This is a genomic window from Micromonospora sp. NPDC018662 (assembly GCF_044391475.1).
Taxonomy (GTDB): domain Bacteria; phylum Actinomycetota; class Actinomycetes; order Mycobacteriales; family Micromonosporaceae; genus Micromonospora.
Genome location: NZ_JBISAC010000009.1, coordinates 61976 through 88120, shown reverse-complemented (window position 1 = coordinate 88120; position 26145 = coordinate 61976). Strand labels below are relative to the sequence as shown.

Below are 26145 nucleotides of genomic sequence, written 5' to 3'. Positions count from 1 at the left end.
GCGGGTACGCGACGCGGGCGGCCTCCCGGACCGCGGAGACCGCCCTGCGTCGTCGGCGGGCCGGAGGACCGGCCCGCCGGTCACTTCTCGACCGGCATCGGGCACGTCTCGGGCGGTGCCTCGGGAGCGCCCAGGTCGCCAAGCGACTGGTTCACCTCGGTGGTGGTGGCCAGCTGCTGGAACCCGTTGCCGAGGACCACGTCGACGGTGTCGTCCTTGCGGTCCGGCTGGAACACCCGTTCGGCGTTGTTGAGGAAGTAGGCCCGCAGCAGGTGGGCCGAGCCGACGCCCTTGGGGCCGAAGCGCAGCACCGCCACGCCGTCGACCTCCTTCGACTCGTTGCCGACCTTCTTGACCTGGAACTTACGGTTGCGGAAGTCGTCCGCCACGCCGCCGGCCCGGCCGGACTCATCGGTGGCGTTGTAGACGTTGATCTTCACGTCTTTCTGCTCGCGTAGTCGCAGGTCGACCAGCGGCCAGCCGTCCGGGCAGTCGGCGGCCGTGCCGGCCGTGCCCTGACTGTCGCGCACCACGGCGACGACCACGAAGACCAGGGCGATGACCGCCAGCAGTCCGACGACAACGAGTGCCCGCACTCGCGCAAAACTCATCCTGGGCGCTCCCCGGACAGTGATTGGGTGGCGGCGGCCGCCGCGGTCGGGCCGCGTCTGTCGGCCGTCGGAGTACGCCGCTGAGGTTAACCCTTGTCCGGCTCCCGCGTGGAAACAGTCCGACATGCCGGCGCGGCACTGGGGGAACGGGTAGGACTACCCCTATCTTCGTGTCGCCTGAGTCACATTGGGAACAACTTCGGGCGCAGGGGCGTACATCTCTCCCGCGAGGGCGGTATACATGCCTCGCCCAAAGGGGGGGTAAGGTTCCGCGCTCGCCGGAGGGTTCCGCTCCGGCGAACCCGGCCCACCGGTCGTCGGGTCGGGTGCCCGACACAGATGGTGGCCGGCCAGGGGAACCGAAACGGCGTCGTCCGGCGTTACAACCGGCAGCGACCATATCGATATTGGAGAGTGAAACCGATGGCCACCGACTACGACGCCCCGCGTCGCGACGAGGTCGACCTCGGCGAGGACAGCCTCGAGGAGCTCAAGGCCCGGCGGGTCGACTCACAGTCGGGCGCCGTGGACGTCGACGAGGCCGAAGTGGCCGAGAGCTTCGAGCTGCCCGGCGCCGACCTGGCCGACGAGGAGCTCACGGTCAAGGTGCTCCCGATGCAGCAGGACGAGTTCCGGTGCGCGCGCTGCTTCCTGGTGCACCACCGCAGCCAGTTGGCGGTCGAGCGCAACGGCGACCTGATCTGCCGCGAGTGCGTCTGATCCCGAGCCGGGACACCGGCGGCGGCCTCCTCGACGGGGCCGCCGCTGTTCGAGCCGCCGTGCGCCGGTGGCCGGAAGCTGCTTGACTCGTACGGGCGGCTGCCACGCCGCGCGGAGCAGGAGGGCGGACGGGTGAGCGAGCGCAGCGAGCGGGCCGGCGACACCGACCGGACGCGGGTCCCGGAGACGGGACCGAAACCGTCCACCGCCCGGACTCCGGACGCGACGTCCCCCGCCGGGTCGACCACCGACCCGGCCGACACCGTCGACCTGGCGCGCGCGGACACGACCACCGACCGTGATCGTGCGGACCACACCGTCGACCTGGCACGCCTGGACACGTCCGCCGCCCCGGCACGCCCGGACGACGACACCGTCGACCTGGCGTCGACGGGTCCGGCCGGCGGGACCGGCGAGGAGCTGGGCGCCACGGTCGCCGCCCTCACCGCCGACGACATCGCCCCGGCCCGCCGCCGGCAACTGCTGGTGCGGCTGGTCGGCCAGGCCCGGGCGCGCGGCCTCACCGACCTGTTCAAGCCCAAGGCGGCGCTGCGCTGGATGACGGACACCGTCGCCGAGGTCGCGCCGCACGTGCCGATCCGTGACCTGGCCACGCTGCGCCGGCACTTCCCCGGCCTGGACGACGACGCGCTCGCCGACCGGCTGGTCCGCAACGCGTCCCGGGCCACCGCCGGGGTCGGCGCGGCCGGCGGCGGGGTCGCCGCGGTCGAGTGGGCGGTCACGCCCACCCTGCTCTCCGCACCGGTCCTGCTGGCCGCCGAGACGGTCGCCGTGGTGGCGATCGAGTTGAAGCTGATCGGGGAGCTGCACGAACTTCACCGGATGCCGCTGCCCACCGGTGGCACCGCGCGCGCCGTGGCGCTGGTGCAGTCCTGGGCCGGCCAGCGGGGGATCAACCCGATGATGCCCGGCGTCGGGGTGAGCGCCGTGCTGGGCACCGCCGCGCGTCGGGAACTGCGGGACAGCCTGCTGCGTCGCTTCGGCCGCAACCTCACCACGCTCGGGCCGTTCCTGACCGGGGCCGCGGTGGCCGGCTACCTCAACCGGCGGGCCACCCGCGCGCTCGGCGAGCAGCTCCGCAAGGACCTCCGGCACACCGCCCGCGGCCTGCCCGGCAAGCCGACCTGACGCCGGACCCACCGGCCGGTCCGACCGCGCGCGGCGGGATGGACGATCAAGGAGTTTGCGTCATTGCGGAGATCGACTCCGACACAAACTCCTTGATCACGCCGAGAGGGTCGGGGGGGTCAGGGGGTGTCGCGGGCAGACAGCAGGGCGGTCGCCAGGTCGACCGGGTGCCGGGTGCTGACCACCCAGAACGGGGTGGGGTCCGCCGGGTCGTCCAGCACCACCTGGACGGCGCCGCCGATCCACGGGCGCTGCACCACGAACGCGAGCGGATCGGCGCCGACGCCGAGCACCTCGCGCCGGCCGGCCGCGTCCAGCGGCACCGCGTCCGCGACGTGACGCACCGGGAGGTGGGCGTCGTCGACCCGCAGCTCGCCGTCGCGGACCTCGACCCGGATCCGGCCCAGCCACCATAGGGCGGCGACCGTGCCGGGGAGCAGCAGCACGAACGGCAGCCAGGCCCGGAGCCCGGTCGCGCCCAGCCACAGCTCGGCGGCGAGCAGCCCGGCCACGGCCAGCCCGACGGGCCAGGCCCACCAGGGCAGCCCGAGGCGCTCCGCGTACGGCGCGAGGGTGGCCGGGGATGACGACTGACGCACACTGCGAGGGTACGGCGCGCGGCGGGCCGGCCAACCGGCAGGATGGCAGGGGCACCCCGAGGACCGGACGGAAGAGGATGACCGTGACAGATGTCGTACCCGTGCCCGTACGGCGGCTCGACCCGGAGCTGCCGCTGCCGGCGTACGCCCATCCCGGCGACGCCGGCGCGGACCTGGTGGCCGCCGCGGACGTGGAGCTGCCGCCCGGCGGGCGGGCGCTGGTGCCCACCGGCGTGGCGGTGGCGCTGCCGGAGGGGTACGTCGGGCTGGTCCACCCCCGGTCGGGGCTGGCCGCCAGGCTCGGCGTGACGGTGCTCAACGCGCCCGGTACGGTCGACGCCGGCTACCGGGGTGAGATCCTGGTCAACCTGATCAACCATGATCGGGACACGCCGGCGCGGATCAGCCGGGGCGACCGGATCGCGCAACTGGTGGTCCAGCGGGTCGCCCGGGCCGAGTTCCGGCCGGTGGCCGAGCTGCCCGGGTCCCGGCGCGGTACCGGCGGGCACGGGTCCACCGGCGGGCACGCCGGGCTGGTTCCGGCTCCGGGCGGCGGGCAGAGCGAAGAGGTGGCAGGGTGAGTGCGAACAGCGGAGGGTGGGCGCAGTGATCTTCTCCCGGAAGCGGGCCGACGAGGCGCGGCAGGCGCGTGACAACGGGGTCCTCGACGCCGAGGAGACCCCGGCGGCGCCGGCTCGCGGCCCCTACGACGTCAGCGAGGCGCCCGAGGCGCCCCGTCTCGACCTGGGCAGCCTCCAGATCCCGGCGGTGCCGGACGTGGAGGTGCGGGTGCAGGCCGACCCGCAGGGCGTGATCCAGCAGGTGGTGCTGGTGCACGGGCAGAACGCGTTGCAGCTCGGCGTGTTCGCCGCGCCCCGCTCGGAGGGCATCTGGGACGAGGTGCGCGAGGAGATCCGCACCTCGCTGTTCAACGACGGCGCCGCCGCCCAGGAGGTCGAGGGGGAGCGCGGCACCGAGCTGCGGGCCCGGGTGCGCACCCCGGACGGCGTGACCGACCTGCGGTTCATCGGCATCGACGGGCCGCGCTGGATGGTGCGGGGCGTCTTCCAGGGCCAGGCGGCCACCGACCCGGCCGCCGCCGGCCCGCTCGCGGCCTGCCTGGACGGCCTGGTGGTGGACCGCGGCCATGAGGCCAAGCCGGTCCGCGAGCCGCTGCCGCTGCGACTGCCGCGCGAGGTGGCCGAGCAGCAGGCCGCCGAGCAGCAGGCCGCCGGCCCGCAGGAGGTCTGAGCCACACCGTGCCGGGCCCGGTCCGGTCGGCCCCGAGCCGACCGTGCCGGGCCCGCCGCGTGTCCGTACCCGGCGAGCCGCCGGTCCCGCCGGCCGGGGGAATCGGCGTACGCTGGCGGGACGGTTCCGCCATCCGCGGGACCCCGGTGCGGAGAGGGTGACGCGGAGGTCATGACGACCGACCAGGGCCGGGTGTCGCTGCGGCGGCTGCTGCAACGGTTCACCGCGAGCGAGGCCGAGATCGAGGCGCAGGAGCTGCGCCGGGAGAGCGCCCAGTCCGGTGGCACCCCGACGTCCCAGTGCAACCGCGGCCAGGTGGTCTCGGTGGCCGGGCGGCTGCGCACCGTGGTCTACACGCCGCGCACCAACCTGCCCACGCTGGAGGCCGACCTCTACGACGGCAACGACGTGGTCACGCTGGTCTGGCTGGGCCGGCGGCACATCGCGGGGATCGAGCCGGGCCGGCATCTCACCGCCCGCGGCCGGGTGGCCGTGCGGGACGACCGCAAGGTGATCTACAACCCGTACTACGAGCTGGAGCCGCCGAAGTGACGACCGGACAGCAGCACACCCCGTCGGGCCTGGACCCGCAGGACGAGGAGCGGCTGCCCAGCATCGCCGAGCAGATGGCCGACCAGCTCGGCGGCTGGCGCGGCCTGGTCGAGTCGAGCATCCCGGTGGTGGTCTTCGTGATCGCCAACGTGGTGGGCGAGCTGCGCCCGGCGCTGATCGCCTCGATCGCGGTGGCGCTGCTGATCGCCGCGATGCGGCTGGCGCAGCGCAAACCGGTGCGGCACGCGCTGAACGGGTTGTTCGGCATCGGGGTCGGCGCGTTGTTCGCCCTGCGCAGCGGCGACGCGCGCGACTTCTATCTGCCCGGCATCCTCTTCGGCATCGGCTACGGCGTGGCGCTGCTGCTCTCCGCGGTGATCCGGCAGCCGATCGTCGGCTGGATCTGGTCGGTGCTGGTCGCCAAGGGCCGCTCCGAGTGGCGCGACGACCCGCGGCTGGTGCGCACGTTCACCCAGCTCACCGTGCTCTGGGGCGTGGTGTGGCTGGCCAAGGTCGGCGTGCAGGCCGGGCTCTACCTGGCCCACCAGGACACCGCGCTCGGCGTGGCCCGGCTCGCCCTGGGCTACCCGCCGTACGCGCTGCTGCTGCTGATCACGGTCTGGGTGGTGCGCCGGGTCACCCGGGAGGGCACCGCGACCCCGCTGCCGGGGGCCTGAGCCCGCCGGCCGGCGGGTCGTCTCAGGACCGCTCGCGGTACCGTCCGGTGCTCTCCGGACCGAGGATCACGGCGCGCACCTCGTCCTCCACCTCGGCGGTGCACACGAACACCAGCTCGTCGCCGGCCTCGATCGGGTCGTCCGGGGTGGGCACCAGCACCCGCTTGCCGCGCAGGATCGCCACCAGCGCCGCGTCCCGGGGGATCGGCACCGCGTGGATCGGCTGCCCCACGTAGGGCGCGGTCGGCGGCAGCGTGATCTCGACCAGGTTCGCCTCGCCCTGCCGGAACGTCATCAGCCGGACCAGGTCGCCGACGGTCACCGCCTCCTCGACCAGCGCTGCCATCACCCGCGGCTTGCTGACCGCGACGTCCACCCCCCACTGCTCGGTGAACAGCCACTCGTTCTCCGCCCGGTTGACCCGGGCCACCACCCGGGGCACCGCGAACTCGGTCTTGGCCAGCAGCGAGACCACCAGGTTGACCTTGTCGTCGCCGGTGGCCGCGACCACCACGTCGCAGCCGGCCACGTTGGCCTCCTCCAGGCTGGCCAGCTCACACGCGTCGGCGAGCACCCAGTCGGCGGTCGGCACCCGGTCGGGCCGCAGCATCTTGGGCTGCCGCTCGATCAGCATCACCTGGTGGCCGTTGTCGATCAGTTCCTGGGCGATCGAGCGGCCCACGTTGCCGGCGCCGGCGATGGCGATCCGCATGACTCAGTGCCCCCCTTCCGGCGGCGCCGCCGCCACCGACGTGACCGCTGCGACGATGTCGTCGGTCACCAGCATGAAGACCTGGTCGCCCTCCTGCACCACGGAGGAGGCGGTGGGCAGCGTGCCGATCCCGAAGCGGGTCAGGTAGGCCACCCGGGCGCCGGCGGACTCCTCGAGCTGCCGCAGCGGCCGGCCGATCCAGTCCTTGTGCACCGGCACCTCGACGATCGACACCGTGCTGGTCAGGTCGCGGAAGATCTCCACGTTGCCCTCGGGGACCAGGTGGCGCAGCATCCGGTCGGCCGTCCACCGGACGGTCGCCACGGTCGGGATGCCGAGGCGCTCGTAGACCTGGGCGCGGCGCTGGTCGTAGATCCGGGCCGCCACCCGGGACACGCCGAACGTCTCCCGGGCCAACCGGGCCGAGATGATGTTGGAGTTGTCGCCGCTGGAGACCGCGGCGAACGCGTCGGCCCGCTCGATGCCGGCCTCGCGCAGCACCTCGCCGTCGAAGCCGGCGCCGGTGACCGTGATGCCGGCGAAGTCGGGCCCGAGCCGGCGGAACGCGTCCGCGTCCTGGTCGATCACCGCCACCGAGTGGCCCCGGGACTCCAGGCTGTGCGCCAGGGTCGACCCGACCCGGCCGCAACCCATGATCACGACATGCACGGTGTCCGCTCCTCCCACGGTGCCGCCCGTCGACCCGTCGTCTGCGAGCCTGCCACGTCCCCGCCCCCGGCGGGGCACCGACGGTACCGCGTGGGCGCGCGCGACAGTGATCAGCCACCCCACCGTCCCGCGCGGGATGGCCGTACGCTTGTCGGTTGTGGCCAGCCCCACCTCGCTGCTGAAGCGACTCCTCCTCGGTCGACCGTTCCGGTCCGACCGCCTCCAGCACACCCTGCTGCCGAAGCGCATCGCGTTGCCGGTGTTCGCCTCGGACGCGCTCTCCAGCGTGGCGTACGCGCCGGACGAGATCCTGCTGACGCTCTCCATCGCCGGCGCCTCCGCGTTCTTCTTCTCGCCGTGGATCGCCCTCGCCGTCGTCGTGGTGATGCTCACCGTGGTGGCGAGCTACCGCCAGAACGTGCACGCCTACCCGTCCGGCGGCGGCGACTACGAGGTCGCCACCGTCAACCTGGGCCCGCGGGCCGGTCTCGCGGTGGCCAGCGCGCTGCTCGTCGACTACGTGCTGACGGTCGCGGTGTCGGTCTCCTCCGGGGTGGCGAACCTCGGCTCGGTGGTGCCGTTCGTGGCCACCCACAAGGTGCTCATCGCGGTCAGCGCGGTGGTCCTGCTCACCGCGATCAACCTGCGCGGCCTGCGCGAGTCGGGCACCGCGTTCGCCATCCCCACCTACGGCTTCGTCATCGTCATCGTCGGCATGCTGCTGACCGGGTTCGTGCGGATCTTCGTGCTCGGCGACGACCTGCGCGCGCCCAGCGCCGGCCTGGAGATCCGCGCCGAGCACAGCGTCACCGGGTTCGCGCTGATCTTCCTGCTGCTGCGCACGTTCTCCTCCGGCTGCGCGGCGCTCACCGGCGTGGAGGCGATCTCCAACGGCGTACCGGCGTTCAAGTCGCCCAAGTCGAAGAACGCGGCGACCACGCTGCTGCTGCTCGGCGGCATCGCGGTCGCCATGCTGGTCGGCATCATCGCGCTGGCGCGCCGGACCGGCCTCCAGTTCGTCGAGAGCCCGAGCCAGATCGTCTCCGGCCCCGACGGATACGTGCAGAAGACGGTCACCACCCAGCTCGGCGAGACCGTGTTCGGCGGCGGCTCGGTGCTGCTCTACGTGGTCGCCGGGATGACCGCGCTGATCCTGTTCCTGGCCGCGAACACCGCGTTCAACGGCTTCCCGGTGCTCGGCTCGATCCTGGCGCAGGACCGCTACCTGCCGCGCCAGCTGCACACCCGGGGCGACCGGCTGGCGTTCTCCAACGGCATCGTCTTCCTCGCCGTCTTCGCGGTGGTGCTGATCGTCGGCTTCCAGGCCGAGGTGACCCGGCTCATCCAGCTCTACATCGTCGGCGTGTTCGTCTCGTTCACGCTGTCCCAGCTCGGCATGATCCGGCACTGGAACCGGCACCTGCGCAACGAGCGCGACCCGGAGGCCCGGCGGCGGATGGTCCGCTCCCGCGCGATCAACGCGTTCGGCATGGCCATGACCGGCGTGGTGCTGGTCATCGTGCTGGTCACCAAGTTCCTGCTCGGCGCGTGGATCGCGATCGTCGCGATGGCCGTGATGTACGTGGTCATGCTGGGCATCCGCCGCCACTACGACCGGGTCGCCGCGGAGCTGGAGCCGACCGAGCAGCGGGCCGTGCTGCCGGCCCGCAACCACGCCATCGTGCTGGTCAGCAAGCTGCACCAGCCCACGCTGCGGGCCGTCGCGTACGCCCGCGCGACCCGGCCCGACACGCTGACCGCGGTGACCGTCAACGTGGACGAGAAGGACACCCGGGCCCTCCAGGCCGACTGGGAACGGCGGGAGCTGCCGGTGCCGCTGACCGTGATCGACTCCCCGTACCGGGAGATCACCCGGCCGATCCTCAACTTCGTCGCCTCGGTCCGCCGCGAGTCGCCCCGCGACGTGGTCACCGTCTTCATCCCCGAGTACGTGGTGGGGCGCTGGTGGGAGAACCTGCTGCACAACCAGAGCGCGCTGCGGCTCAAGGGCCGGCTGCTGTTCGAACCGGGCGTGATGGTGACCAGCGTGCCCTGGCAGCTCGCGTCCACCGCCAGCAAGAACCTGGACCGCCTGGACGCCACGCTGAGCCGCGGCCCCGCGCGTGGCCCCCGGGTCGCGCCGCAGAGCACCCTGCCGCCGCCGGTCAGCGCCACGCCCTCCGACGAGCCGGGCGGCCGGCCGTGAGCGCGAGGAGTGAGCCGGTTTTGCGAGCCCCGCAGTCGCGAACGAAAGATGATGCCGTGAGCGCGAGGAGTGAGCCGGTTTTGCGAGCCCCGCAGTCGCGAACGAAAGATGATGCCGTGACCGCGCCGGAACGCCCCGGGCTGGAGGAGGCCGAGCGGGTCGAGCTGACAGTCGACGCGGTCGCCCCGGGCGGGCACTGCGTGGCCCGGGTCGGCGGCCAGGTGGTCTTCGTCCGGCACGCGCTGCCCGGCGAGCGGGTGGTCGCCGAGGTGACCGAGCTGCACCGGGGCTTCGCCCGCGCCGACGCGGTGCAGGTCCTCGACGCCTCGCCGGACCGGGTCACCCCGCCCTGCCCGTACGCCCGGCCGGGCGCGTGCGGCGGCTGCGACCTCCAGCACGTCGCCCCGGCCGCCCAGCTCGACTGGAAGGTCGCCGTGGTGCGCGAGCAGCTCACCCGGCTGGGCCGGCTCACCGACGCGCAGGTGGACGCGCTCGGCGTCCGGGTCGAGGCGCTGCCCGGCGGGCCGCTGGGCTGGCGTTCCCGGGTCCGCTACGCGGTCGACGCCGCCGGCCGGGCCGGGCTGCTCAAGCACCGCTCGCACGAGGTGGTGCCGATCGACCGCTGCCTGATCGCCCACCCGGCGATCCAGGAGCTGCCGGTGCTCCCGCCCAGCGGGGCCCGGTGGCCGGACGCCGACGCGGTGGAGACGGTCGCGAGCACCGGCGGGGACGTCGCCGTGGTCGCGTACGCCGACGGGGTCGCCACCGCCGTGCGCGGGCCGGAGCGGGTCCGGGAGACGGCGGCCGGGCGGTCGTTCACGCTGCCCGCGTCCGGCTTCTGGCAGGTGCACCCGGCGGCGGCGGACGCGCTGGTCGGCGCCGTGCTCGACCTGCTCGACCCGCGACCCGGCGAGTCCGCCTGGGACCTGTACGGCGGGGCCGGCCTGTTCGCCGCCGCGCTGGCCGGCCGGGTCGACGGGGCCCGGGTGACAGTGGTCGAGTCGGCCCCGGACGGGGTGGCCGCGGCCCGGACGAACCTGGCCGACCTGCCCGCCGTCGAGGTGGTCGCGGCCCGGGTGGAGACCGCGCTGGCCCGACGCCGGATCACCGGCCCGGTCGACCTGGTGGTGCTCGACCCGCCGCGCTCCGGCGCGGGTGCGGCGGTGGTGCGCGGCGTGGTGGCCGCCGAGCCGCGCGCGGTCGCGTACGTGGCCTGCGACCCGGCCGCCTTCGCCCGGGACGTGCGCACGTTCGCCGAGGCGGGCTGGCGGCTGGCCGCGCTGCGCGGGTTCGACCTGTTCCCGATGACCCAGCACGTCGAGCTGGTCGGCCTGTTCCTGCCCCCGGCGCGTTAAGCGGGGGCCCTTCCTCTACCGGATCCGTTAAAAGGGGGCCCTTCCTTGCGCATCGTCGGGTTGATGTCGGGGACGTCGTACGACGGGGTGGACGTCGCCGCGGGGGAGTTCACCCTCGACGGGGACACGCTGCGGCTGCGGCCGCTCGGGCACCGCGAGCTGGCGTACCCGGACGAGCTGCGGGCGCAGATCGAGGCGCTGCTGCCGCCGGCCGCCACCACCGTCGAGGCGGTCTGTCGGCTCGACAACCGGCTCGGCGAGGTGTTCGCCGAGGCGGCGGCCGTCGGCGTGGAGCTGGCCGGGGGCACCGTCGACGCGGTCGTGTCGCACGGGCAGACCGTCTTCCACTGGGTCGACGACGGCCGGGTGCGCGGCACGCTCCAGCTCGGCGCGCCGGCCCGGGTGGCCGCGCGGGTCGGCGTACCGGTGCTGCACGACCTGCGCTCGGCGGACGTCGCGGCCGGCGGGCAGGGCGCGCCGCTGGTCCCGGCGTTCGACGCGCTGCTGCTCGACGCCGCCGCCGGGCCCAGGGCGGCGTTGAACCTCGGCGGGATCGCGAACCTCACCGTGGTCGCGCCCGGGGCGCCGGTCCTCGGGTACGACGTGGGCCCGGCCAACGCGCTGCTGGACGCCGCCGCCCGGCGCTTCCTGGGCCGGCCGTGCGACGTCGACGGGGCGCGGGCCGCGGCCGGGCGGGTGCACGGGGCGCTGCTGGCCCGGCTGCTCGCCGAGCCGTACTACGCCGCGCCGCCGCCCAGGTCGACAGGCAAGGAGTTGTTCCACGGCGGCTACCTGGACGCCGCGCTGGCCGCGCTGGGCGAGCCGGTGGCCGCCGACGACGTGCTGGCCACGCTCACCGAGCTGACCGCCCGCACCGTCGCGGACGCCTGCGACCGGCACCGGGTCACCGAGGTGGTGGCCGCCGGCGGGGGAGTGCGTAATCCCACACTTCGGGCACGGCTGGCCGCGCTCGGAGCCGGCCGCTGGCGGCTGCGGACCACCGACGAACTGGGCGTGCCGGCCCAGGCCAAGGAGGCGTACGCGTTCGCGCTGCTGGGCTGGCTGAGCTGGCACGGGCTGCCCGGCGCGGTGCCGTCGGTGACCGGCGCGACCCGGGCCGCGGTGCTCGGCTCCTGGACCCCGGCCGGGCCGGCGTTCGGGGCCCCGACCCCGGTGCCGCCGCGCCGGCTGGAGGTGGCGTCCTGAGCCACGGCTCGGCTGCGGACTGTGCCACGGCCGATAGACTCTCCGGTCATGAGTGTTGAAGAGGGCACGGCCAACCACGGTCGACTGCTGGGCGCCGTCCGTGGCCCGCAGGACGTGAAGCGGATGACCGCCGAGCAGCTGGACATCCTCGGCGCCGAGATCCGTGACTTTCTGATCGCCAAGGTCTCCCGCACCGGCGGGCACATCGGCCCCAACCTCGGCGTCGTCGAGCTCACGCTGGCCATGCACCGGGTGTTCGACTCCCCGCGCGACCGGCTCCTCTTCGACACCGGCCACCAGGCGTACGTACACAAGATCCTCACCGGCCGGCAGGAGGGCTTCGACAAGCTCCGCCAGCGCGGTGGCCTCTCCGGCTACCCCAGCCAGGCGGAGAGCGAGCACGACCTGATCGAGAACTCGCACGCCTCCACCGCCCTGTCGTACGCCGACGGCCTGGCGAAGGCGTACGCGCTGCGCGGCGAGAAGCGGTCCGTGGTGGCAGTGGTCGGCGACGGCGCGCTCACCGGCGGCATGTGCTGGGAGGCGCTGAACAACATCGCCACCGCCGGCAACCCGCTGATCATCGTGGTCAACGACAACGGCCGGTCCTACTCGCCGACCATCGGCGGTCTCGCCGACCACCTGTCGTCGCTGCGGCTCAACCCCGGCTACGAGAAGGTGCTCGACACCGTCAAGGACGCGCTCGGCAACACGCCGTTCGTCGGCAAGCCGATGTACGAGGTGCTGCACGCGGTCAAGAAGGGCATCAAGGACGCGGTCGCCCCGCAGGCCATGTTCGAGGACCTCGGCATCAAGTACGTCGGCCCGGTCGACGGTCACGACGTGCCGGCGGTCGAGGCGGCGCTGCGCGCGGCGAAGAACTTCGGCGGCCCGGTGATCGTGCACGCGGTCACCCGCAAGGGCTACGGCTACCGTCCGGCCGAGGACGACGAGGCGGACTGCCTGCACGGCCCCGGCGGCGCCTTCGACGTGGAGACCGGGCAGCTCGTCGCCGCGCCGTCGGTGAAGTGGACCCACGTCTTCGCCAACGAGCTGGTGACCATCGCCGACGAGCGCCCCGACGTGGTCGGCATCACCGCCGCCATGGCGGAGCCCACCGGCATCGCCGCGCTGGCCCGCAAGTACCCGGAGCGGGTCTACGACGTGGGCATCGCGGAGCAGCACGCCGCCACGTCCGCCGCCGGCCTGGCCATGGGCGGCCTGCACCCGGTGGTGGCGGTCTACGCCACGTTCCTCAACCGCGCGTTCGACCAGGTCCTGCTGGACGTGGCGATGCACAAGCTGCCGGTCACGTTCGTGCTGGACCGGGCCGGCATCACCGGCCCGGACGGGCCCAGCCACTACGGCATCTGGGACATGTCGGTCTTCGGGGTGGTGCCCGGCCTGCGCATCGCCGCGCCCCGCGACTCGGTCACGCTGCGCGAGGAGCTGCGCGAGGCGATCGCCGTCGACGACGGCCCGACCATCCTGCGCTTCCCGACCGGCACCGTCGCCGCCGACCTCCCGGCCGTGCGTCGGGTCGGCCCGGTCGACGTGCTGGCCGAGTCGGCGCGTACCGACGTGCTGCTGGTCGCGGTCGGCTCGTTCGCCGGGCTCGGCATGGAGGTCGCGTCCCGGGTCGCCGAGCAGGGCTACGGCGTCACAGTGGTCGACCCGCGCTGGGTCCGCCCGGTCCCGGCCGAGCTGGTCGAGCTGGCCGCCGCGCACCGCCTCGTCGTCACCGTCGAGGACGGCGTCCGGGTCGGCGGCGTCGGCTCCGCGCTGGCCCAGGCGATGCGGGACGCCGACGTCCGCGTGCCGGTCCGCGACCTCGGCGTACCGGCCGACTGGCACCCGCACGGCACCCGCGCGCAGATCCTGGCCGACCTGGGGCTGACCGCGCAGGACGTGGCGCGCGACGTCACCGGCTGGATCTCCGGCCTGGACGCCGCGCCGGTCGACCCGGCCACCGACGGGGCCACCGCGCAGAACTGATCCCGGTCACGGCGCTCGGGCGGTCCCGCTCTCCTCTTGGGGCCGCCCGTGTGCTGTCCCATCACGCCGGAGGAACGCGCTGTGGACATTCGTGCGGCCACCGTGGCCGATCTGGACGCCATCATCGACCTGCACACCCGGGCCCGGGTCGCCTACTACGACGCCGGTGGGCTGCCCGCCGAGCAGATCGTCAACCCGGCCCTGGCGCGCGAACAGCGCGACGGCTGGACAGCCGCGATCAACGCGCCGAACAAGCGCGTCGCCTGCGTCACCGTGGACGGTCACCTGGTCGGCCTGGTGGCCATGGGGCCGCTGCACAAGCCCGAGGCGGACGCCGCCCAGCTCTACCAGATCCACGTCGACCCGGACTGCTGGGGCCGGGGCATCGGTAGCACGCTGCACGGCCTGTTCCTGCGCCATCTCGAGACCGAGGCGCTGGCCCGGGGCGTCCTGGAGGTGTGGGAGCGCAACGCCCGAGCCCGCGCCTTCTACACCCGCCACGGCTGGCACCCCGACGGCACCTCCCGCCCCGGCCCCGCCAACACCCCCTACCTGGGCATGCGCTTGACCCACCCCTGACCCACCCGCCGTGCCCTCCGCCGAGCCGTGCCCTCCGCCGATCTTGGACTTGCGGCACCCAGGAATGTCCTAGTTGGCCCCGATAACGGAACCGCCATAACTCCAAGATCGGCGCGCGGAGCGCTCCGGGTGCCGTCGATCAGCGGGTCAGCGGCGGGTGGTGTAGGTGCGGAGGGCTCGGAGGAAGTCGAGCCTGCGGAAGCCGGGCCAGTAGACGTCGCAGAAGTACAGTTCCGAGTGGACGGCCTGCCAGAGCAGGAAGCCGGACATCCGCCGCTCCCCGCTGGTGCGGATGACCAGGTCGGGATGCGGCCGGTCGCCGGTGTAGAGGTGCGCGCCGATGGCCTCCTCGGTGAGGCGGTCGGCCACGTCGCGGAGCGTGGCGCCGTCCTCCGCGGCCTCGTGCAGGAGGTTCCGGACCGCGTCGGTGATCTCCACCCGGCCGTCGTAGCCGATCGCGACGGTCAGGTGGAAGCCGCCGTCCCGGTCGCGGGTGGCGTCCTCGGCCAGCTTCAGCGCGTGGCGGGTCGAGTCGGGCAGGACGTCGGTACGGCCGGCCACGTGCAGCCGCCACGGGCTGGCCGGGCGGAGCAGTGGCTCGGCGATCACCTCCTCGACCAGCCGCATCAGGTGCGCCACCTCGGCGGAGTCGCGCTTGCGCACGTTGTCGACGGACGCGACGAACAGGGTGATCTGGCGGATCCCCAGCTCGGCGCACCAGCCGGCCACCTCGTGCAGGTGGGCCGCGCCGTACCGGTGGCCCACCGACGGGTCGTCGAAGCCCATCTGTCGGGCCCACCGGCGGTTGCCGTCCATCACCATCGCCACGTGCCGGGGCAGTGCGGCGTCGACGAGACCCGCCCGCAGTCGGCGGGCGTGGAGTCGGCGGATCATCTGGGTCAGCATGGTCAGCGGGGGGTGGAGAGGGATCGGTACCAGGTCTTCTCGGTGCCGGCCAGGCTGAACGTCTGCCTGGCGTCGGTCTGCTCGACGACGACCAGGCCGGGGCGGTCGACCAGGCGGGTGGTGCCGGGAGGCGCGGCGAACGAGGCGTCGCGGGTGCGCCAGGTGAGCACCGCGAGCGGCTGGCCGGGCACCGGCAGGGGGTACGCCTGGAGCGTGGTGGACCGGTCGGCGGGGGAGACCACCGGGGTGCCGCCGCCGGCCGGGCGGTAGAGCACCGCGGTCATCGTCCCGCTCGGACTCTCCCAGCTGAGCTGCTCCAGGTCACCCGGCTCCCCGCCGCCGAGTGCCACCTCGCCCAGCGAGCGCGTGGCGATCTTCGCCATCGGCCAGGACTCGGGCGTGGAGCGGGGCGCCTCGCGGTCGCCGAGGCGGCGCGGCAGGCTGCCGAACGGGCCCCGCTCCCCGGCCAGCGCGCAGGTGTCCAGGCCGGTCAGGGCACGCCTGCCGGCGCCGGTCTCGTCGCGTACCAGCGGATAGCGGGGCGCTTCGGTGGCCGTACCCAGGTCGAGGACGCGGTCCGCGGCCCGGCCGCGCGGCAGCGACGGCGTGGGTCGCAGCGTCGCGGTCAGCTCGACGGCCCCGCAGGCCGGCACCGCGACCGGTTCGGTGACGCCGTCGGTGCCGGCCACCGTCCGGCCGTCCGGGCCGAGCAGGCGTTCGACCCGGGCGGAGGTGAGATAGCGGCGGCCGGTGGGCGCCCGCACCGGCAGCACGTCGGAGTAGACCAGGTAGCCGGGCTCGGTGTACTCGGTGGCGTGCGCCACCCGCCACCGCTGCCCGTCCCGGTCGAGTTGCAGCAGCCAGGACGCGGACTCGCCGGGCACGTCGGCGGCGACCAGGGCCAGCGGGACGCCGGCGACCTCGCCCGAGAAGAGGATGCCGGAGGAGGGCAGGTGCGCCCGGTCGTCGACCGGCGAGCGCCAGTCACGCACCGCAGCGGTGATCGCGGCGGTGGCGGCGGCGTCCCGGGCCAGGCTGCCGCGTGGTGGCCAGACCGCGAGCGTGCCGTCCAGGCTGTCGTAGCCGACCCGCAGGGCCGCCGGCTGGCGCTCGGTCACCGGCCCGCAACCGGCTGTGGCCAGCGCCAACGCTGCCAGCGCGGCGCCCGTCACCGCGTTTCGGCGGGCTGAAAGCACCCTGATCCCCTCGCCGGTCGTCGGTCGGAAGCCCACATGGTACGAGACGTCCGGTCGCCCGGCCGCGCCCGCCTCACCCTTTCGGCCCGGTGAACGTCGCGGAACGTGACGTGCGATTCGTGGCTCAATATCCGGCTCCGGTAGACTCCGCCGACTGTGACGCCTGCCGAGACCCGCGGCGCCTCGACGCCGGCCGCCGCCGCCCCGACGGGCTCCCGATCCGTCACCCTCGACCCCCCACCACCGGTCACCCGGACCGAGCCACCGGTCACAGCCACCACCGAGGACGCCGCGCCGGCCGCCCGACGCCGGTGGCGCTGGCGGTGGACGCGCCGACGCATCGACCTGGTCGTGTACGCCGCCTTCCTGCTCGCCGCGATCTGGGTCACCAGCGGCATCTGGGCCGACCCGGCCGGCCGGGTGGCCGCGCTCTACAGCAGCGACCCGGCGCAGGTGCAGTTCTTCCTGGCCCACTCGGTGCGGGTGGTGCTGCACGGCGAGTTCCCGTTCTTCACCGAGCAGTTCAACTACCCCGACGGGGTCAACCTGATGGCGAACACCGCCATCCTGGCGCTCGGCATCCCGATGGTGCCGGTGACCCTCCTGTTCGGACCGGCGGTCTCCTTCGTCACGCTGGTCACGCTCGGCCTGGCCGGCACCGCCGCCGCCTGGTACCGGGTGCTCTCCCGGCACCTGGTCCGGCACCGGCCGGCCGCCGCGGTCGGCGCCTGGTTCTGCGGGTTCTCGCCGGCGATGCTGTCGCACGCCAACTGGCACCCGAACATCATCAGCCAGTTCCTGCTGCCGTTCATCGTCTGGCGGGTGCTGGTGCTGACCCGGTCCGCCCGACCGGTCCGCGACGGTGCGCTGCTCGCCCTGCTGGTCGTCGTGCAGGCGTTCATCAACGAGGAGATCCTGCTCTTCACCGCGCTGGCGCTCGGGGTGTTCCTGCTCGCCGTGCTGGCGCAGCAGCGGGACCGGTGGGCCACCGCGTGGCGCCCGCTCGGCACCGGCCTGGCGGTGTGCGCGGTGCTGGCCGGCGCGCTGCTGGCGTACCCGCTCTGGGTGCAGTTCGCCGGGCCGATGGCGTACCACGGGCTCAGCGACGCGGTCCGCGACTACGGCAACGACATCGCCGCGTTCTTCGCCCCCGGCTCGCCCACGTTCGGCGGCAACGAGCGGGCCAACGTCAACCTGGCCCCGAACTACTCGGAGGAGAATGCGTTCTTCGGCTGGAGCCTGTCGCTGCTGGCCGTGGGCATCGTCGTCTGGCTGCGCCGGGACGTGATGGTGCGGGCGCTGGCCGCGACCGGGTTGTTCTTCGCGGTCCTCTCGCTCGGCGAGCGGATCTCCTGGTGGGACCGGGACCTGACGACCGGGCCGTGGGAGCTGCTGGTGCGGCTGCCGCTGCTGGACGCCGTGGTGCCGACCCGGTTCGGGCTGATCACCAGCGTGACGGTGGCGGTCCTGCTGGCGTACGCGGTGCGCAGCGCCTGGGTGCTGCGCGGCGTGGAGCGGCGGACCGCGCGGACGCTGACCGCCGCCGGCCTGGTCTTCGCGTTGCTGCCGATCGCGCCGATGCCGCTGCGGGTCACCACCCGCCCGCCGGTGCCGGAGTTCATCACCGCCGACCGGTGGCGGCAGTACGTCGGGCCGGACCAGACTCTGGTCTCCGTGCCGGTGCCGGCGATGGGCAACACCGACCCGATGCGCTGGGCGGCCAGCACCGACCTGGCGTTCAAGATCCCCGGCGGCTACTTCCTCGCGCCGCGCAACGGCGTCACCGGCGACCCGGGCCGCTTCGGCGGCCGGCGCAGCGGCATCGGCGAGCTGCTGGCGGACGTGGCGTCCACCGGGCGGACGCCGAAACTCGACGACCGGCAGCGCCGCCGCTTCCTCGACGAGCTGCGGCACTGGCACGCGGCAGTGGTGGTGCTGCCGCTGAACGAGCAGAACGCCGAGCCGCTGCGGCGCACCGTGGAGCAGCTGGTCGGGCCCGCCCGGCAGGAGCTGGACGTGTGGGTGTGGGACGTCCGGACACTGACCGACCGGTCCGCCTGAGCCCGGCGGCCCGGCCCGCCCCCGCGCCCCGGCGGCGATGGCGGCCCCGGACGGTCGACGCGCTCGTGGTGGCCGGCTACCTCGCGCTGGCCGTGCTGCTCACCGCCGACCAGTGGCGCCGCCCGGAGCGACTGTTCCACCAGGCCGGCGACCAGATGCTGTTCGAGTGGATGCTGGCCCGGGCCGCCCGCGCGGTGACCGGCGGCGAGAACCCGCTGCACAGCGCCGCGTTGAACGCCCCGGACGGGGTGAACCTGATGGCCAACACCTCGGTGCTCGGGCTGGGCGTGCCGCTCACCCCGGTCACCGTGGCGTTCGGCGCCCAGGCGGCGTTCCTGGTCGCGGTGGCGCTCAGCCTCGCCGGCACGGCCACCGCCTGGTACGCGCTGCTGGCCCGCCGGCTGGTCCGCTCCCGGGTCGCCGCCGCGGTCGGCGGCCTGGTCTGCGGGTTCGCCCCGGGCATGGTGGCGCAGGCCGGGGCGCACCTGCACATGGCCGCCCAGTTCCTGGTGCCGGTGATCCTCGCGCTGGTGTTCCGGCCGGCCACCGACCGGGTCCGGCGCGACGGCGTGCTGCTCGGGCTCGCGGTCGCGTACCAGGTCTTCCTCGGCGAGGAGGTGCTGGTGTTCCTGGCGCTGGCCGCCGGCGTGCTGGCCGGGGCGTACGCGCTGGCCGACCGGGACACCGCACGCCGGCTGGCGCCCGTGGTGGCACGCCGGCTGGGCCTCGGCGCGCTGGTCGCCGGCGTGCTGCTGGCGTACCCACTGTGGTTCCAGTTCCTCGGTCCCGGCCACTACACCGGGATGCCGTTCCACACCCGCGGCTACCGGCTGGACCTGGCCTCGTTCACCGCCGCCGCCCGGCAGACCGTGGCCGGGGACGGCCACCGGGCCGGGCTGCTGTCGCCGAACCCGACCGAGCAGAACTCGTTCTTCGGCCCGTTCCTGCCGCCGCTGGCGCTGCTGGTGGTGGTGCGGCTGTGGCGGCGACCGCTGGTACGCGCGCTCGCCGCGTGCGGCCTGCTGTTCGCGCTGCTCGCGCTCGGCACCACGGTGGTGGTGGACCGGCACGACACCGGGCTGCCCGGCCCGTACCGGCTGCTCGCCGGCGTGCCGCTGCTCGACCTGGTGGTGCCGGCGCGGTTCGCGCTGGTCTGCGTGCCGGTGCTGGGTGTGCTGCTGGCGCTGGCGGTGGACCGGGTCGCCGGCCGCACCGTGCGCGGTGCGGCGCCGTGGGCCGTCGCGGTCGTCGCCGCGCTGCTGCCGCTGACCCCGACCCCGATCCGCACCGTGCCGGTCACGCCGGTGCCGGCCGTGGTGACCGGCGGCGGCTGGCGGGCGTACGTCCCGCCGGGCCGGACGCTGGTGCCGGTGCCGCCGGTCACCGGCGCCGCGGTCAGCCCGGCGATGTTCTGGTCGGCGCGCACCGGGTTGGCGTTCGACGCGCCGGGCGGCTACTTCATCGGCCCGCGCTCGGCCACCGACCCGACCGCCCGGTGGGGTGCCCCGGACCGGCCCACGTCGCTGCTGCTGCGTCGGGCCGCCGAGACCGGCCAGGTGCTGCCGGTGGGCGACCCGGAACGCCGGCAGGCCGTGGCGGACCTCCGGCACTGGCGGGCGGCGGCGCTGGTGCAGGCCGACTCGTCGCCCGGCGACCCGGTACGGGTCACCGTGGACGCCCTGGTCGGGCCCGGACGGGACGTCCCCGGTGGGCACCTGTGGGACGTCCGCGCGCTGCTCGGTGGCTGACCGCCCGCGCCGCCGGTTAGGCGGGGGCCCCGCTTAACGCGGGTGTTAAGCGGGGCCCCCGCCTCTACCGAAAACGTTAAGCGGGGCCCCCGCCTTACACCCGGTCGCGCACGTCCCACAGCCACACGTCGTCCACCCGCTGGGCGGGGCCGAGCAGCGCGGTCATCAGGTCGCGCAGCACCGCCTCGCGCGGCCCGGCGCCGAGCACCACCACCGACGCCCGCCAGAAGCGCAGGTCCTCGACGGCCTGCCGGCGGTTCTCCGGCGTGATCGCGGGCAGCTCGTTCTTGTCCATGGTGGCGTAGATCAGCGTGCTGGTCGGGCGGTTCGGGGCGCCGAACACGCCCTCGCCCAGCTCGTTCGGGCCGATGAAGTACCCGCCCGGGATCGGGAACTCCTGCCCGGTCAGCGCGCTCCAGCGCAGCGTCGGCAGCCCGTGCACGTTGCTCGGGATCGGCACCGGCACCAGCGTCCGGCCGGCCGGCACGTACGGCCGCCAGCCACCGTCGGTGATGAAGTGCGGCGGCGGGTCCATCCGCTGCGCCGGCAGCGGGCGCGGGAACAGCGGCAGCAGGGCGGCCGCGATCGCGGCGTACCCGACCAGGCGCAGCACCCGTCGTCGGCCCGTCACGGCGGTGTCGGCGGTCCCGGCGTCGGTCGGGTCGTCGTCGTGGCCGCCGGAGCGGGGGGCGGGCACCGCGGCGTTCCCGGGCCGGCCGGCGCGGGCCAGCGCGTCCCAGGCCAGGGCGAGCAGCACGCCCACCGCGGCCACCACCACCAGGCTCAACCGGGTCGGCATCATCATCTCGACCAGCGGCAGGTCGTCCGGCACGTACGCCCACGGGCCGGCCACGCTCGTCTCCACGCCGTCGAACCGCACCACCGGCCCGATCGAGGCGATCGTGAAGAGCACCACCAGCACGCCCACGATCCGGGCCGGCACCGACCGGCGGACCAGCAGCGCCAGCGCGACCAGCCCGACCAGCACCAGCGGCCAGCCGAACCAGGTGTTCTGCTCGGTCAGCCCGATGGTCTTCTCCACCGCCTCGTCCCCGGCGACGGTGTCCCGGGCGAAGGTGACGAAGGCCATCAGGTCCTCGCCCCAGTTGTGGAACACCCCGCCCTGCAACCCCCGGTAGGACTGCGGGCCGTTGAACTGGAACCAGATCGGGTAGGCGGTGAGCAGCAGCGCCACCCCGCCGCCGACGGAGATCGCGGCCAGGAAGGACCCGGCCCGCGCCCGCGTCTCGCGCGGCCGCTGCACCGCGTACGCCACCACGACGACCAGGCAGGCCAGCGCCGTGAGCAGCAGCATCTCCTCGTTGATGAAGATCTGGTACGCCACCAGCAGCCCGAGCGCCACCCCGTTGCGCCGCCAGCGACCCGGCTCGCCGAGCCGGAGCACCCGGGCCACGATCAGCGGGAGCAGGAAGTTCGACACGAAGTTGGGCTGCCCGTTGGCGTGGTGCACGATGCCGGGCGCGAAACCGAGGAACGCGCCGCCGACGAACGCCGCTCCCCGCGAGCGGACCAGGTGCCGCGACAGCGTCCAGTACGCCGTGGCGGCGGTCGCCGACAGCGCCGCGCCGAGGTAGAGCGCGTACATCACCTGCGGGCCGAGCAGCATGGTCAGCGGCGCCAGCGGCAGCGTCACCCCGAGCAGCGAGGTGTTCGCCATCATGTTCACCCCGTCCGGCGCGTTCTGCCGGGCGGTGAACAGCGGATTCTCCAGGTGCCGCACCGAGTACGCGCCGTGCGCGAACAGCCACTCGAACCAGCTGTGGTCGGTCGGCAGGTGCGAGGACACCCGGTTCTGCACGTCGCCCCAGTAGTTGAGGCAGACGAGAACGCCGAGCAACGCATAGGCTCCGATGGCCAGCACGTCGGCGCGCGCCGGTCGGCGACGGGGCCGTCGCGGTGGATCCGCCGCGACGGCGTCCACCTCGACGGTTGAGGAGTTCAGCGAGGGGTCCACCACCGGCACGGCCACGACGGGCCATCGTACAGGCGGCTCGGCGTCGGTCCGGTCACGGCCGGGCGGCGGTACGGCGGCGCGGGAAGGGATGGTCGTGACCGTCATCGATCTGGGGGAACTGCGCGGCGACGACGTGGCGCCCGACCGCGCGCCCCGGCCGCCGCGTGCGGTCGGCCGCCCGTTCCGCGTCGCGGTGGCGCTGCTGGTGGCGCTGGTCACGCTCGCCGCCGCGGCGCCACCGGCCCGGTCCGTGGTGGGCACGATCCCCGGCGGCACCGGGGCCACCGCGTTCCTCGCCGGCGACCGGGTGTACGTGGCGCAGCGCGTCGAGGCGGGGCCGGGCTGGGACGTCGTCGCCTACCGGGCGGGGCGGGAACGGTGGCGGGGCCGGGCGGACGGCGCGGACAACGTCGTCGCGGTGTGGGAGCAGGGCGGGCGGGTGCTGGCCGTCGGGCCGGCCAGCGACGGCGACCGGTGGGAGACGGTGGCGTTCGACGCCCGCACCGGCGCGGTGCGCTGGCGGCAGACCGGGGGGGTGTTCCCGGCCGGCGACGCGTTGCTGATGCGACCGTCCGGCGGACCGGGCCCGCAGTCGGTCCGCCGGTTGGCGGTGGCCGACGGGCGCACGCTCTGGACCGTGCCCACCACCGGCCGGGGCGTGCAGTTCAGCTACGGACCGTCCGGGGTGGACCGGATCCTCCTGCTGCCGGCGGCCGGCGAGACGGAGGTGTGGGACGCGGCGACCGGCGCCCGACTGGCCGCCCGCGACCTGCATCCGGGGGAGGTGCCCGGCGCCCGCGCCATGCAGGGCGCGGGCGGGCTGTTCCTGGAGACCCGGTTGGCCGGGGACGTCGTCACCGCCTTCGAGATGGACACGCTTCGGCCGCGCTGGACCGCCGAGCTGCCGTTGGTCGGCCACCTGGAACCGTGCGGGTCACTGCTCTGCGCCAGCCGGCAGACCGGCGGGATGTGGGCGCTGGACCCGGCCACCGGCGCGGTGCGCTGGACCAGCGACCTGTGGTCGGGCGTGCTCCGGGCCGAGGGCGGTCGCCTGCTGGTCGCCGCCGGCCGGGAGGGGGGCGAGGGCCTGTCGGTGCTGGCGGAGTCGGACGGGCGGCTGATCGCCGAGGTCGGCGACTGGGACGTGCTCCCGCAGGTCGAGACCGACGACCGGCTCTTCCTGACCCGGCCGCTGGGCGGCGACCGGGTGCTCCTCGCCGAGCCGGACCTGTCCGGCCACCCACCCGTGGTGCGGGACGTGCTGACCGGCACCGACTGCACCGCCGGCCGGGTGCTGCTGGTCTGCCGGGAGCGGGGCGGCGACTTCACCGTACGGCGGCTGCCGTGAGCCCGGTCATCGATCTGGGCGAGCTGCGGCGCCCGGAGGACGGCGACGAGCCGCTGCCCGCGCCGCCGCGGCGGCCACCGGGCCGGGTCGCCCGGGTGGTGGCGCTCGGCGTCCTGCTGCTCACACTGGCCGGCGCGGCGGCACCGACCCGGCCGCCGGCGCCGGCGCGGGTGCCCGCCCCGCCCGGCGCCGTCTTCGTGGTGCTGGCGGGCCGGCTGATGGTGGCGGACGGTCCCAGCGCGCTCAACCAGGGCGGTCGGGTGGTCACCGGCTACCGGCTCGCCGGTGGCGCGCCGGCGTGGCGGTTCGCGCTGCCCGCCGGGGAGCACGTGCTGGGGTTGACCGGCGCGGCCGACGGCCTGCTGGTGTCGAGCAGCCCGACCGGTGTCGGCGACGCGCGTTCCACGCTGCTCGACCCGGCGACCGGTGCGGTCCGCTGGCAGCAGGCCGGTTACCCGGTCCGGACCGCGTCCGGCGGGGTGCTGTTCGAGAATCCCCGCCCGGGCGGAACGGGCCGCGTGCTCGCCGTCGACCCGGGCTCCGGCGCGGCGCGCTGGTCGCTGGCGGTGCCCCCGCAGGGCGTGGCGTACCGGTGGGACGACCGGGGAGTGACGCAGCTCGTGCTGGTCGAGCCGGACGGCCGGGTCGCCGTGCACGACGCGGACTCGGGCGCGCGGGTGCGCACCGGCCGGGTGCCCGCCGCGCCGGACGGCGTCGCCTACCGGTACGCGCAGGTCGCCGCCGGTCTGCTGCTGGTCGAGGGCGCCTCCGAGGAGGTCACCGCGTACGGGCTGGACCGGCTGGACCGGCGCTGGAGCGTGCCGGTGGACCCGCGCGCCGGGTCCTGGTTCACCGACTGCGCCGGCATGATCTGCCTGCGGGACCAGGTCGGCGGCGCGCAGGCGCTCGACCCCGCCACCGGCCGCGGGGCCTGGACGAACGAGCGGTGGGCGGGGTTCGGTCCGACCGGTGGCCGGCTGATCGCCGCCGCGTCGGGCGACGGGCCGGAGTTCGACCTGTCGGTGCTGGAACCGGCGACCGGTCGGGTGCTCGGTCGGCTGGGACGCTGGCGGGTCACCGGCCGGGAGGACGGCTCCGGCCGGCTGTCCGGGCTGCTCGGGCTCCGGCGCCTCACCGGGGACCGGACGCTGGTCGGCGAGTTGGACGTGCCGGCCGGCGAGGCGCGACCCCGGGTGGTCCTGCCCGGCTCCTGGGCCGAGTGCGCGGACGCGGGCGAGGCGCTGGTGTGTCTGCGCCCGGCCGGCGGGCTGGCGGTGTGGCCGGTGGGTCGATGATCACCAGTTGGCCTGGGCGGGCGGCGGGGGCAGCGGCACCGACTCCGGCCGCAGCACGTACGCGATCCCGCCGCTGCCCGCCTGCCAGGCCGCCTCGAACGGCGCGCGTGGCACGGTCCGGCGGACCCGCTCGTCGTCCGGCGCGTACGGGTCGTTGAGCACCGGGTCGCCGTCGGCGGTGAAGCCGGCCAGCACGATCAGGTGTCCCCGGGTGTCGTAGTCCAGCCCGGGAACCTGCCCGCGGGTGAACGCGGCCGAGACGATCAGCGGGATGCCGGCGGCCACGAACCGTTCCGCCTCGGCCAGCGAGCGCAGCCGGGTGACGAACGCGTCCACCCCGTGCGTCGCCGCGTACGCGGTGTTGAACGGCCAGTTCCCGGCTCCGGCGTAGGCGTGGTCGTAGCAGTGCCGGGCGGCGTGCACCACGGCCGGGCGGGGGCCGGGCGGGTCGACCCAGGCGTACCGGTCCGGGGTGGGGCCGGCACCCCAGAAGTCGAGCACCATCGACACGCAGGTGGGACTGCACCAGGCGTCGCCGCCGCCACCCCAGCGGGTCTCCCCGCCGGCGTGCAGCCGCTGGGCGTAGCGCGGCACGTCCAGCACCCGCCCCCACGCCCGGCCCGGTCCGCCGACGCCGCCGTCCACCCCGGCGCCGGCGTGCGCGGGGCCGTCGTCGGCGCTGGCGACCACGCCGACCGTCCGCAGCACCGGGCCGGCCGGCGCGTCGGGCCGGCGGAGCAGCGTCACCCGGACCTGCCAGCCGGTCACCGTCGCCCCGGTCACCCGGAGCGTGTCCGCGTCGACCCGGGCCCGGTCGTCGGACTGCCCGGGCACCGAGGCGCGGCGTACCGTGCCGTCGTCGGCCGCCCAGCGGCCCAGCTCGTACCAGTCGGTGGTGGCGGCGTCGGTGTCCCAGCCGCGCACCTCCACCCGGAGCCAGCAGCCGGGTGGCGTGTCGGCGGTCCAGGACGGCACCAGCTCGGCGGCGGCGAAGCCGACCGGCGTGACCGGCGAGGTCCAGCTCCCGGCCGTGGCGCCGGAGCCCGGACCGGGGTGCCCCGACCGGCCGGCCGACGCGTCGAGCGTCAGCCCGGCCGGGCCGGCGGCGAGTCCGTCGGCCCGGCCCAGGTCCCGGTCCGCCGGAAAGCGGAACCGGCGGTACGCGACGTCCCGGCCGGGGGCGGTGGCGGTCATCGGGGCTCCGCTCGGCTCGGCCCGGCCGGTGCCGGGGCGGTGGGCGATGGTTGCCGGCGAGCATCGCGTACCCGAAGGTTTTCTGCAACGGCGGGCCGTGCCGGCCGGTTGGCGCCGCGCACTAGGTTGTGGGAGGTCACG

At 74.9% G+C, this 26145-nt stretch carries 23 protein-coding genes; 15 read left to right on the top strand and 8 right to left on the bottom strand.

All coding sequences use genetic code 11. The features are described from left to right. Positions 1-80: 80 nt before the first annotated feature. Complete coding sequence (locus ACH495_RS23820; protein ID WP_396860061.1) at positions 81-596, bottom strand: LytR C-terminal domain-containing protein; 516 nt, start codon at positions 594-596, stop codon at positions 81-83. Between the two features lie 438 nt (positions 597-1034). On the opposite strand from ACH495_RS23820, the gene ACH495_RS23815 reads away from it, so the two are divergent. Then, on the top strand, positions 1035-1331 hold the full coding sequence (locus tag ACH495_RS23815) for a DUF4193 domain-containing protein (protein WP_013284790.1): 297 nt from the start codon (positions 1035-1037) through the stop codon (positions 1329-1331). 381 nt (positions 1332-1712) lie between these two features. Further along, the gene (locus tag ACH495_RS23810) at positions 1713-2480 is read left to right on the top strand and encodes a hypothetical protein (protein WP_396860060.1); all 768 of its coding nucleotides are present in this window, start codon (positions 1713-1715) and stop codon (positions 2478-2480) included. A 119-nt stretch (positions 2481-2599) separates the two neighbouring features. Here the strand turns inward: ACH495_RS23810 and ACH495_RS23805 are convergent, their stop codons facing one another. After that, positions 2600-3079 carry a DUF3093 domain-containing protein gene (locus tag ACH495_RS23805; protein WP_396859913.1) on the bottom strand — a complete coding sequence of 160 codons (480 nt, stop codon included), beginning with the start codon at positions 3077-3079 and terminating at the stop codon, positions 2600-2602. 83 nt (positions 3080-3162) lie between these two features. Here ACH495_RS23805 and dut point away from each other — a divergent pair, with 83 nt between their 5' ends. From dut to ACH495_RS23785, 4 genes are all read left to right on the top strand, one after another. Continuing rightward, complete coding sequence (gene dut / locus ACH495_RS23800) at positions 3163-3660, top strand: dUTP diphosphatase (RefSeq protein WP_199199859.1); 498 nt, start codon at positions 3163-3165, stop codon at positions 3658-3660. Positions 3661-3685: 25 nt separating this feature from the next. Then, positions 3686-4330, top strand: a complete 645-nt coding sequence (locus ACH495_RS23795; RefSeq protein WP_396859912.1) for a DUF3710 domain-containing protein — start codon at positions 3686-3688, stop codon at positions 4328-4330. Between the two features lie 171 nt (positions 4331-4501). Further along, positions 4502-4882 carry an OB-fold nucleic acid binding domain-containing protein gene (locus tag ACH495_RS23790; RefSeq protein ID WP_396859911.1) on the top strand — a complete coding sequence of 127 codons (381 nt, stop codon included), beginning with the start codon at positions 4502-4504 and terminating at the stop codon, positions 4880-4882. Beyond that, entirely contained in the window at positions 4879-5559 is a 681-nt protein-coding gene (locus tag ACH495_RS23785; protein WP_396859910.1) for a DUF3159 domain-containing protein, read from the top strand. Before ACH495_RS23790 ends, ACH495_RS23785 begins: the two co-directional genes overlap by 4 nt. A 22-nt stretch (positions 5560-5581) precedes the next feature. Here ACH495_RS23785 and ACH495_RS23780 read toward each other — a convergent pair whose 3' ends face one another. Then, positions 5582-6271 carry a potassium channel family protein gene (locus ACH495_RS23780; RefSeq protein WP_396859909.1) on the bottom strand — a complete coding sequence of 230 codons (690 nt, stop codon included), beginning with the start codon at positions 6269-6271 and terminating at the stop codon, positions 5582-5584. 3 nt (positions 6272-6274) lie between these two features. Further along, entirely contained in the window at positions 6275-6940 is a 666-nt protein-coding gene (locus ACH495_RS23775) for a potassium channel family protein (RefSeq protein WP_396859908.1), read from the bottom strand. A 157-nt stretch (positions 6941-7097) separates the two neighbouring features. Here ACH495_RS23775 and ACH495_RS23770 point away from each other — a divergent pair, with 157 nt between their 5' ends. The 5 genes from ACH495_RS23770 (at position 7098) to ACH495_RS23750 (ending at position 14281) form a co-directional block, all read left to right on the top strand. Continuing rightward, positions 7098-9146 (top strand): APC family permease, encoded by a 2049-nt coding sequence (locus tag ACH495_RS23770; RefSeq protein ID WP_396859907.1) that lies wholly within the window; start codon positions 7098-7100, stop codon positions 9144-9146. Positions 9147-9262: 116 nt separating this feature from the next. Next, positions 9263-10501 (top strand): class I SAM-dependent RNA methyltransferase, encoded by a 1239-nt coding sequence (locus ACH495_RS23765; RefSeq protein WP_396859906.1) that lies wholly within the window; start codon positions 9263-9265, stop codon positions 10499-10501. Positions 10502-10564: 63 nt separating this feature from the next. Beyond that, positions 10565-11707: an anhydro-N-acetylmuramic acid kinase gene (locus tag ACH495_RS23760; RefSeq protein ID WP_396859905.1), complete on the top strand. Its 1143-nt coding sequence runs from the start codon at positions 10565-10567 to the stop codon at positions 11705-11707. A 48-nt stretch (positions 11708-11755) separates the two neighbouring features. Beyond that, positions 11756-13702, top strand: coding sequence for a 1-deoxy-D-xylulose-5-phosphate synthase (gene dxs, locus ACH495_RS23755; RefSeq protein WP_396859904.1), 1947 nt, complete (start codon positions 11756-11758; stop codon positions 13700-13702). Positions 13703-13783: 81 nt separating this feature from the next. Next, positions 13784-14281 (top strand): GNAT family N-acetyltransferase, encoded by a 498-nt coding sequence (locus tag ACH495_RS23750; RefSeq protein ID WP_396859903.1) that lies wholly within the window; start codon positions 13784-13786, stop codon positions 14279-14281. Between the two features lie 147 nt (positions 14282-14428). Here ACH495_RS23750 and uppS read toward each other — a convergent pair whose 3' ends face one another. Together uppS and ACH495_RS23740 are read right to left on the bottom strand one after the other, a co-directional pair. Beyond that, the gene (gene uppS / locus ACH495_RS23745) at positions 14429-15175 is read right to left on the bottom strand and encodes a polyprenyl diphosphate synthase (RefSeq protein ID WP_396859902.1); all 747 of its coding nucleotides are present in this window, start codon (positions 15173-15175) and stop codon (positions 14429-14431) included. 14 nt (positions 15176-15189) lie between these two features. After that, positions 15190-16383 (bottom strand): hypothetical protein, encoded by a 1194-nt coding sequence (locus tag ACH495_RS23740; protein ID WP_396859901.1) that lies wholly within the window; start codon positions 16381-16383, stop codon positions 15190-15192. Between the two features lie 156 nt (positions 16384-16539). On the opposite strand from ACH495_RS23740, the gene ACH495_RS23735 reads away from it, so the two are divergent. Beyond that, the gene (locus ACH495_RS23735; protein ID WP_396859900.1) at positions 16540-18444 is read left to right on the top strand and encodes a hypothetical protein; all 1905 of its coding nucleotides are present in this window, start codon (positions 16540-16542) and stop codon (positions 18442-18444) included. Continuing rightward, on the top strand, positions 18402-20192 hold the full coding sequence (locus ACH495_RS23730) for a hypothetical protein (RefSeq protein ID WP_396859899.1): 1791 nt from the start codon (positions 18402-18404) through the stop codon (positions 20190-20192). Before ACH495_RS23735 ends, ACH495_RS23730 begins: the two co-directional genes overlap by 43 nt. A gap of 94 nt (positions 20193-20286) precedes the next feature. Here ACH495_RS23730 and ACH495_RS23725 read toward each other — a convergent pair whose 3' ends face one another. Next, positions 20287-22170, bottom strand: coding sequence for a hypothetical protein (locus ACH495_RS23725; RefSeq protein WP_396860059.1), 1884 nt, complete (start codon positions 22168-22170; stop codon positions 20287-20289). Between the two features lie 91 nt (positions 22171-22261). Here ACH495_RS23725 and ACH495_RS23720 point away from each other — a divergent pair, with 91 nt between their 5' ends. Together ACH495_RS23720 and ACH495_RS23715 are read left to right on the top strand one after the other, a co-directional pair. Further along, positions 22262-23515: a PQQ-binding-like beta-propeller repeat protein gene (locus ACH495_RS23720; protein ID WP_396859898.1), complete on the top strand. Its 1254-nt coding sequence runs from the start codon at positions 22262-22264 to the stop codon at positions 23513-23515. After that, positions 23512-24810: a PQQ-binding-like beta-propeller repeat protein gene (locus tag ACH495_RS23715; RefSeq protein WP_396859897.1), complete on the top strand. Its 1299-nt coding sequence runs from the start codon at positions 23512-23514 to the stop codon at positions 24808-24810. Before ACH495_RS23720 ends, ACH495_RS23715 begins: the two co-directional genes overlap by 4 nt. Here ACH495_RS23715 and ACH495_RS23710 read toward each other — a convergent pair whose 3' ends face one another. Then, positions 24811-26004, bottom strand: coding sequence for a peptidase C39 family protein (locus ACH495_RS23710; protein ID WP_396859896.1), 1194 nt, complete (start codon positions 26002-26004; stop codon positions 24811-24813). It abuts the gene before it with no gap. Positions 26005-26145 lie beyond the last annotated feature (141 nt).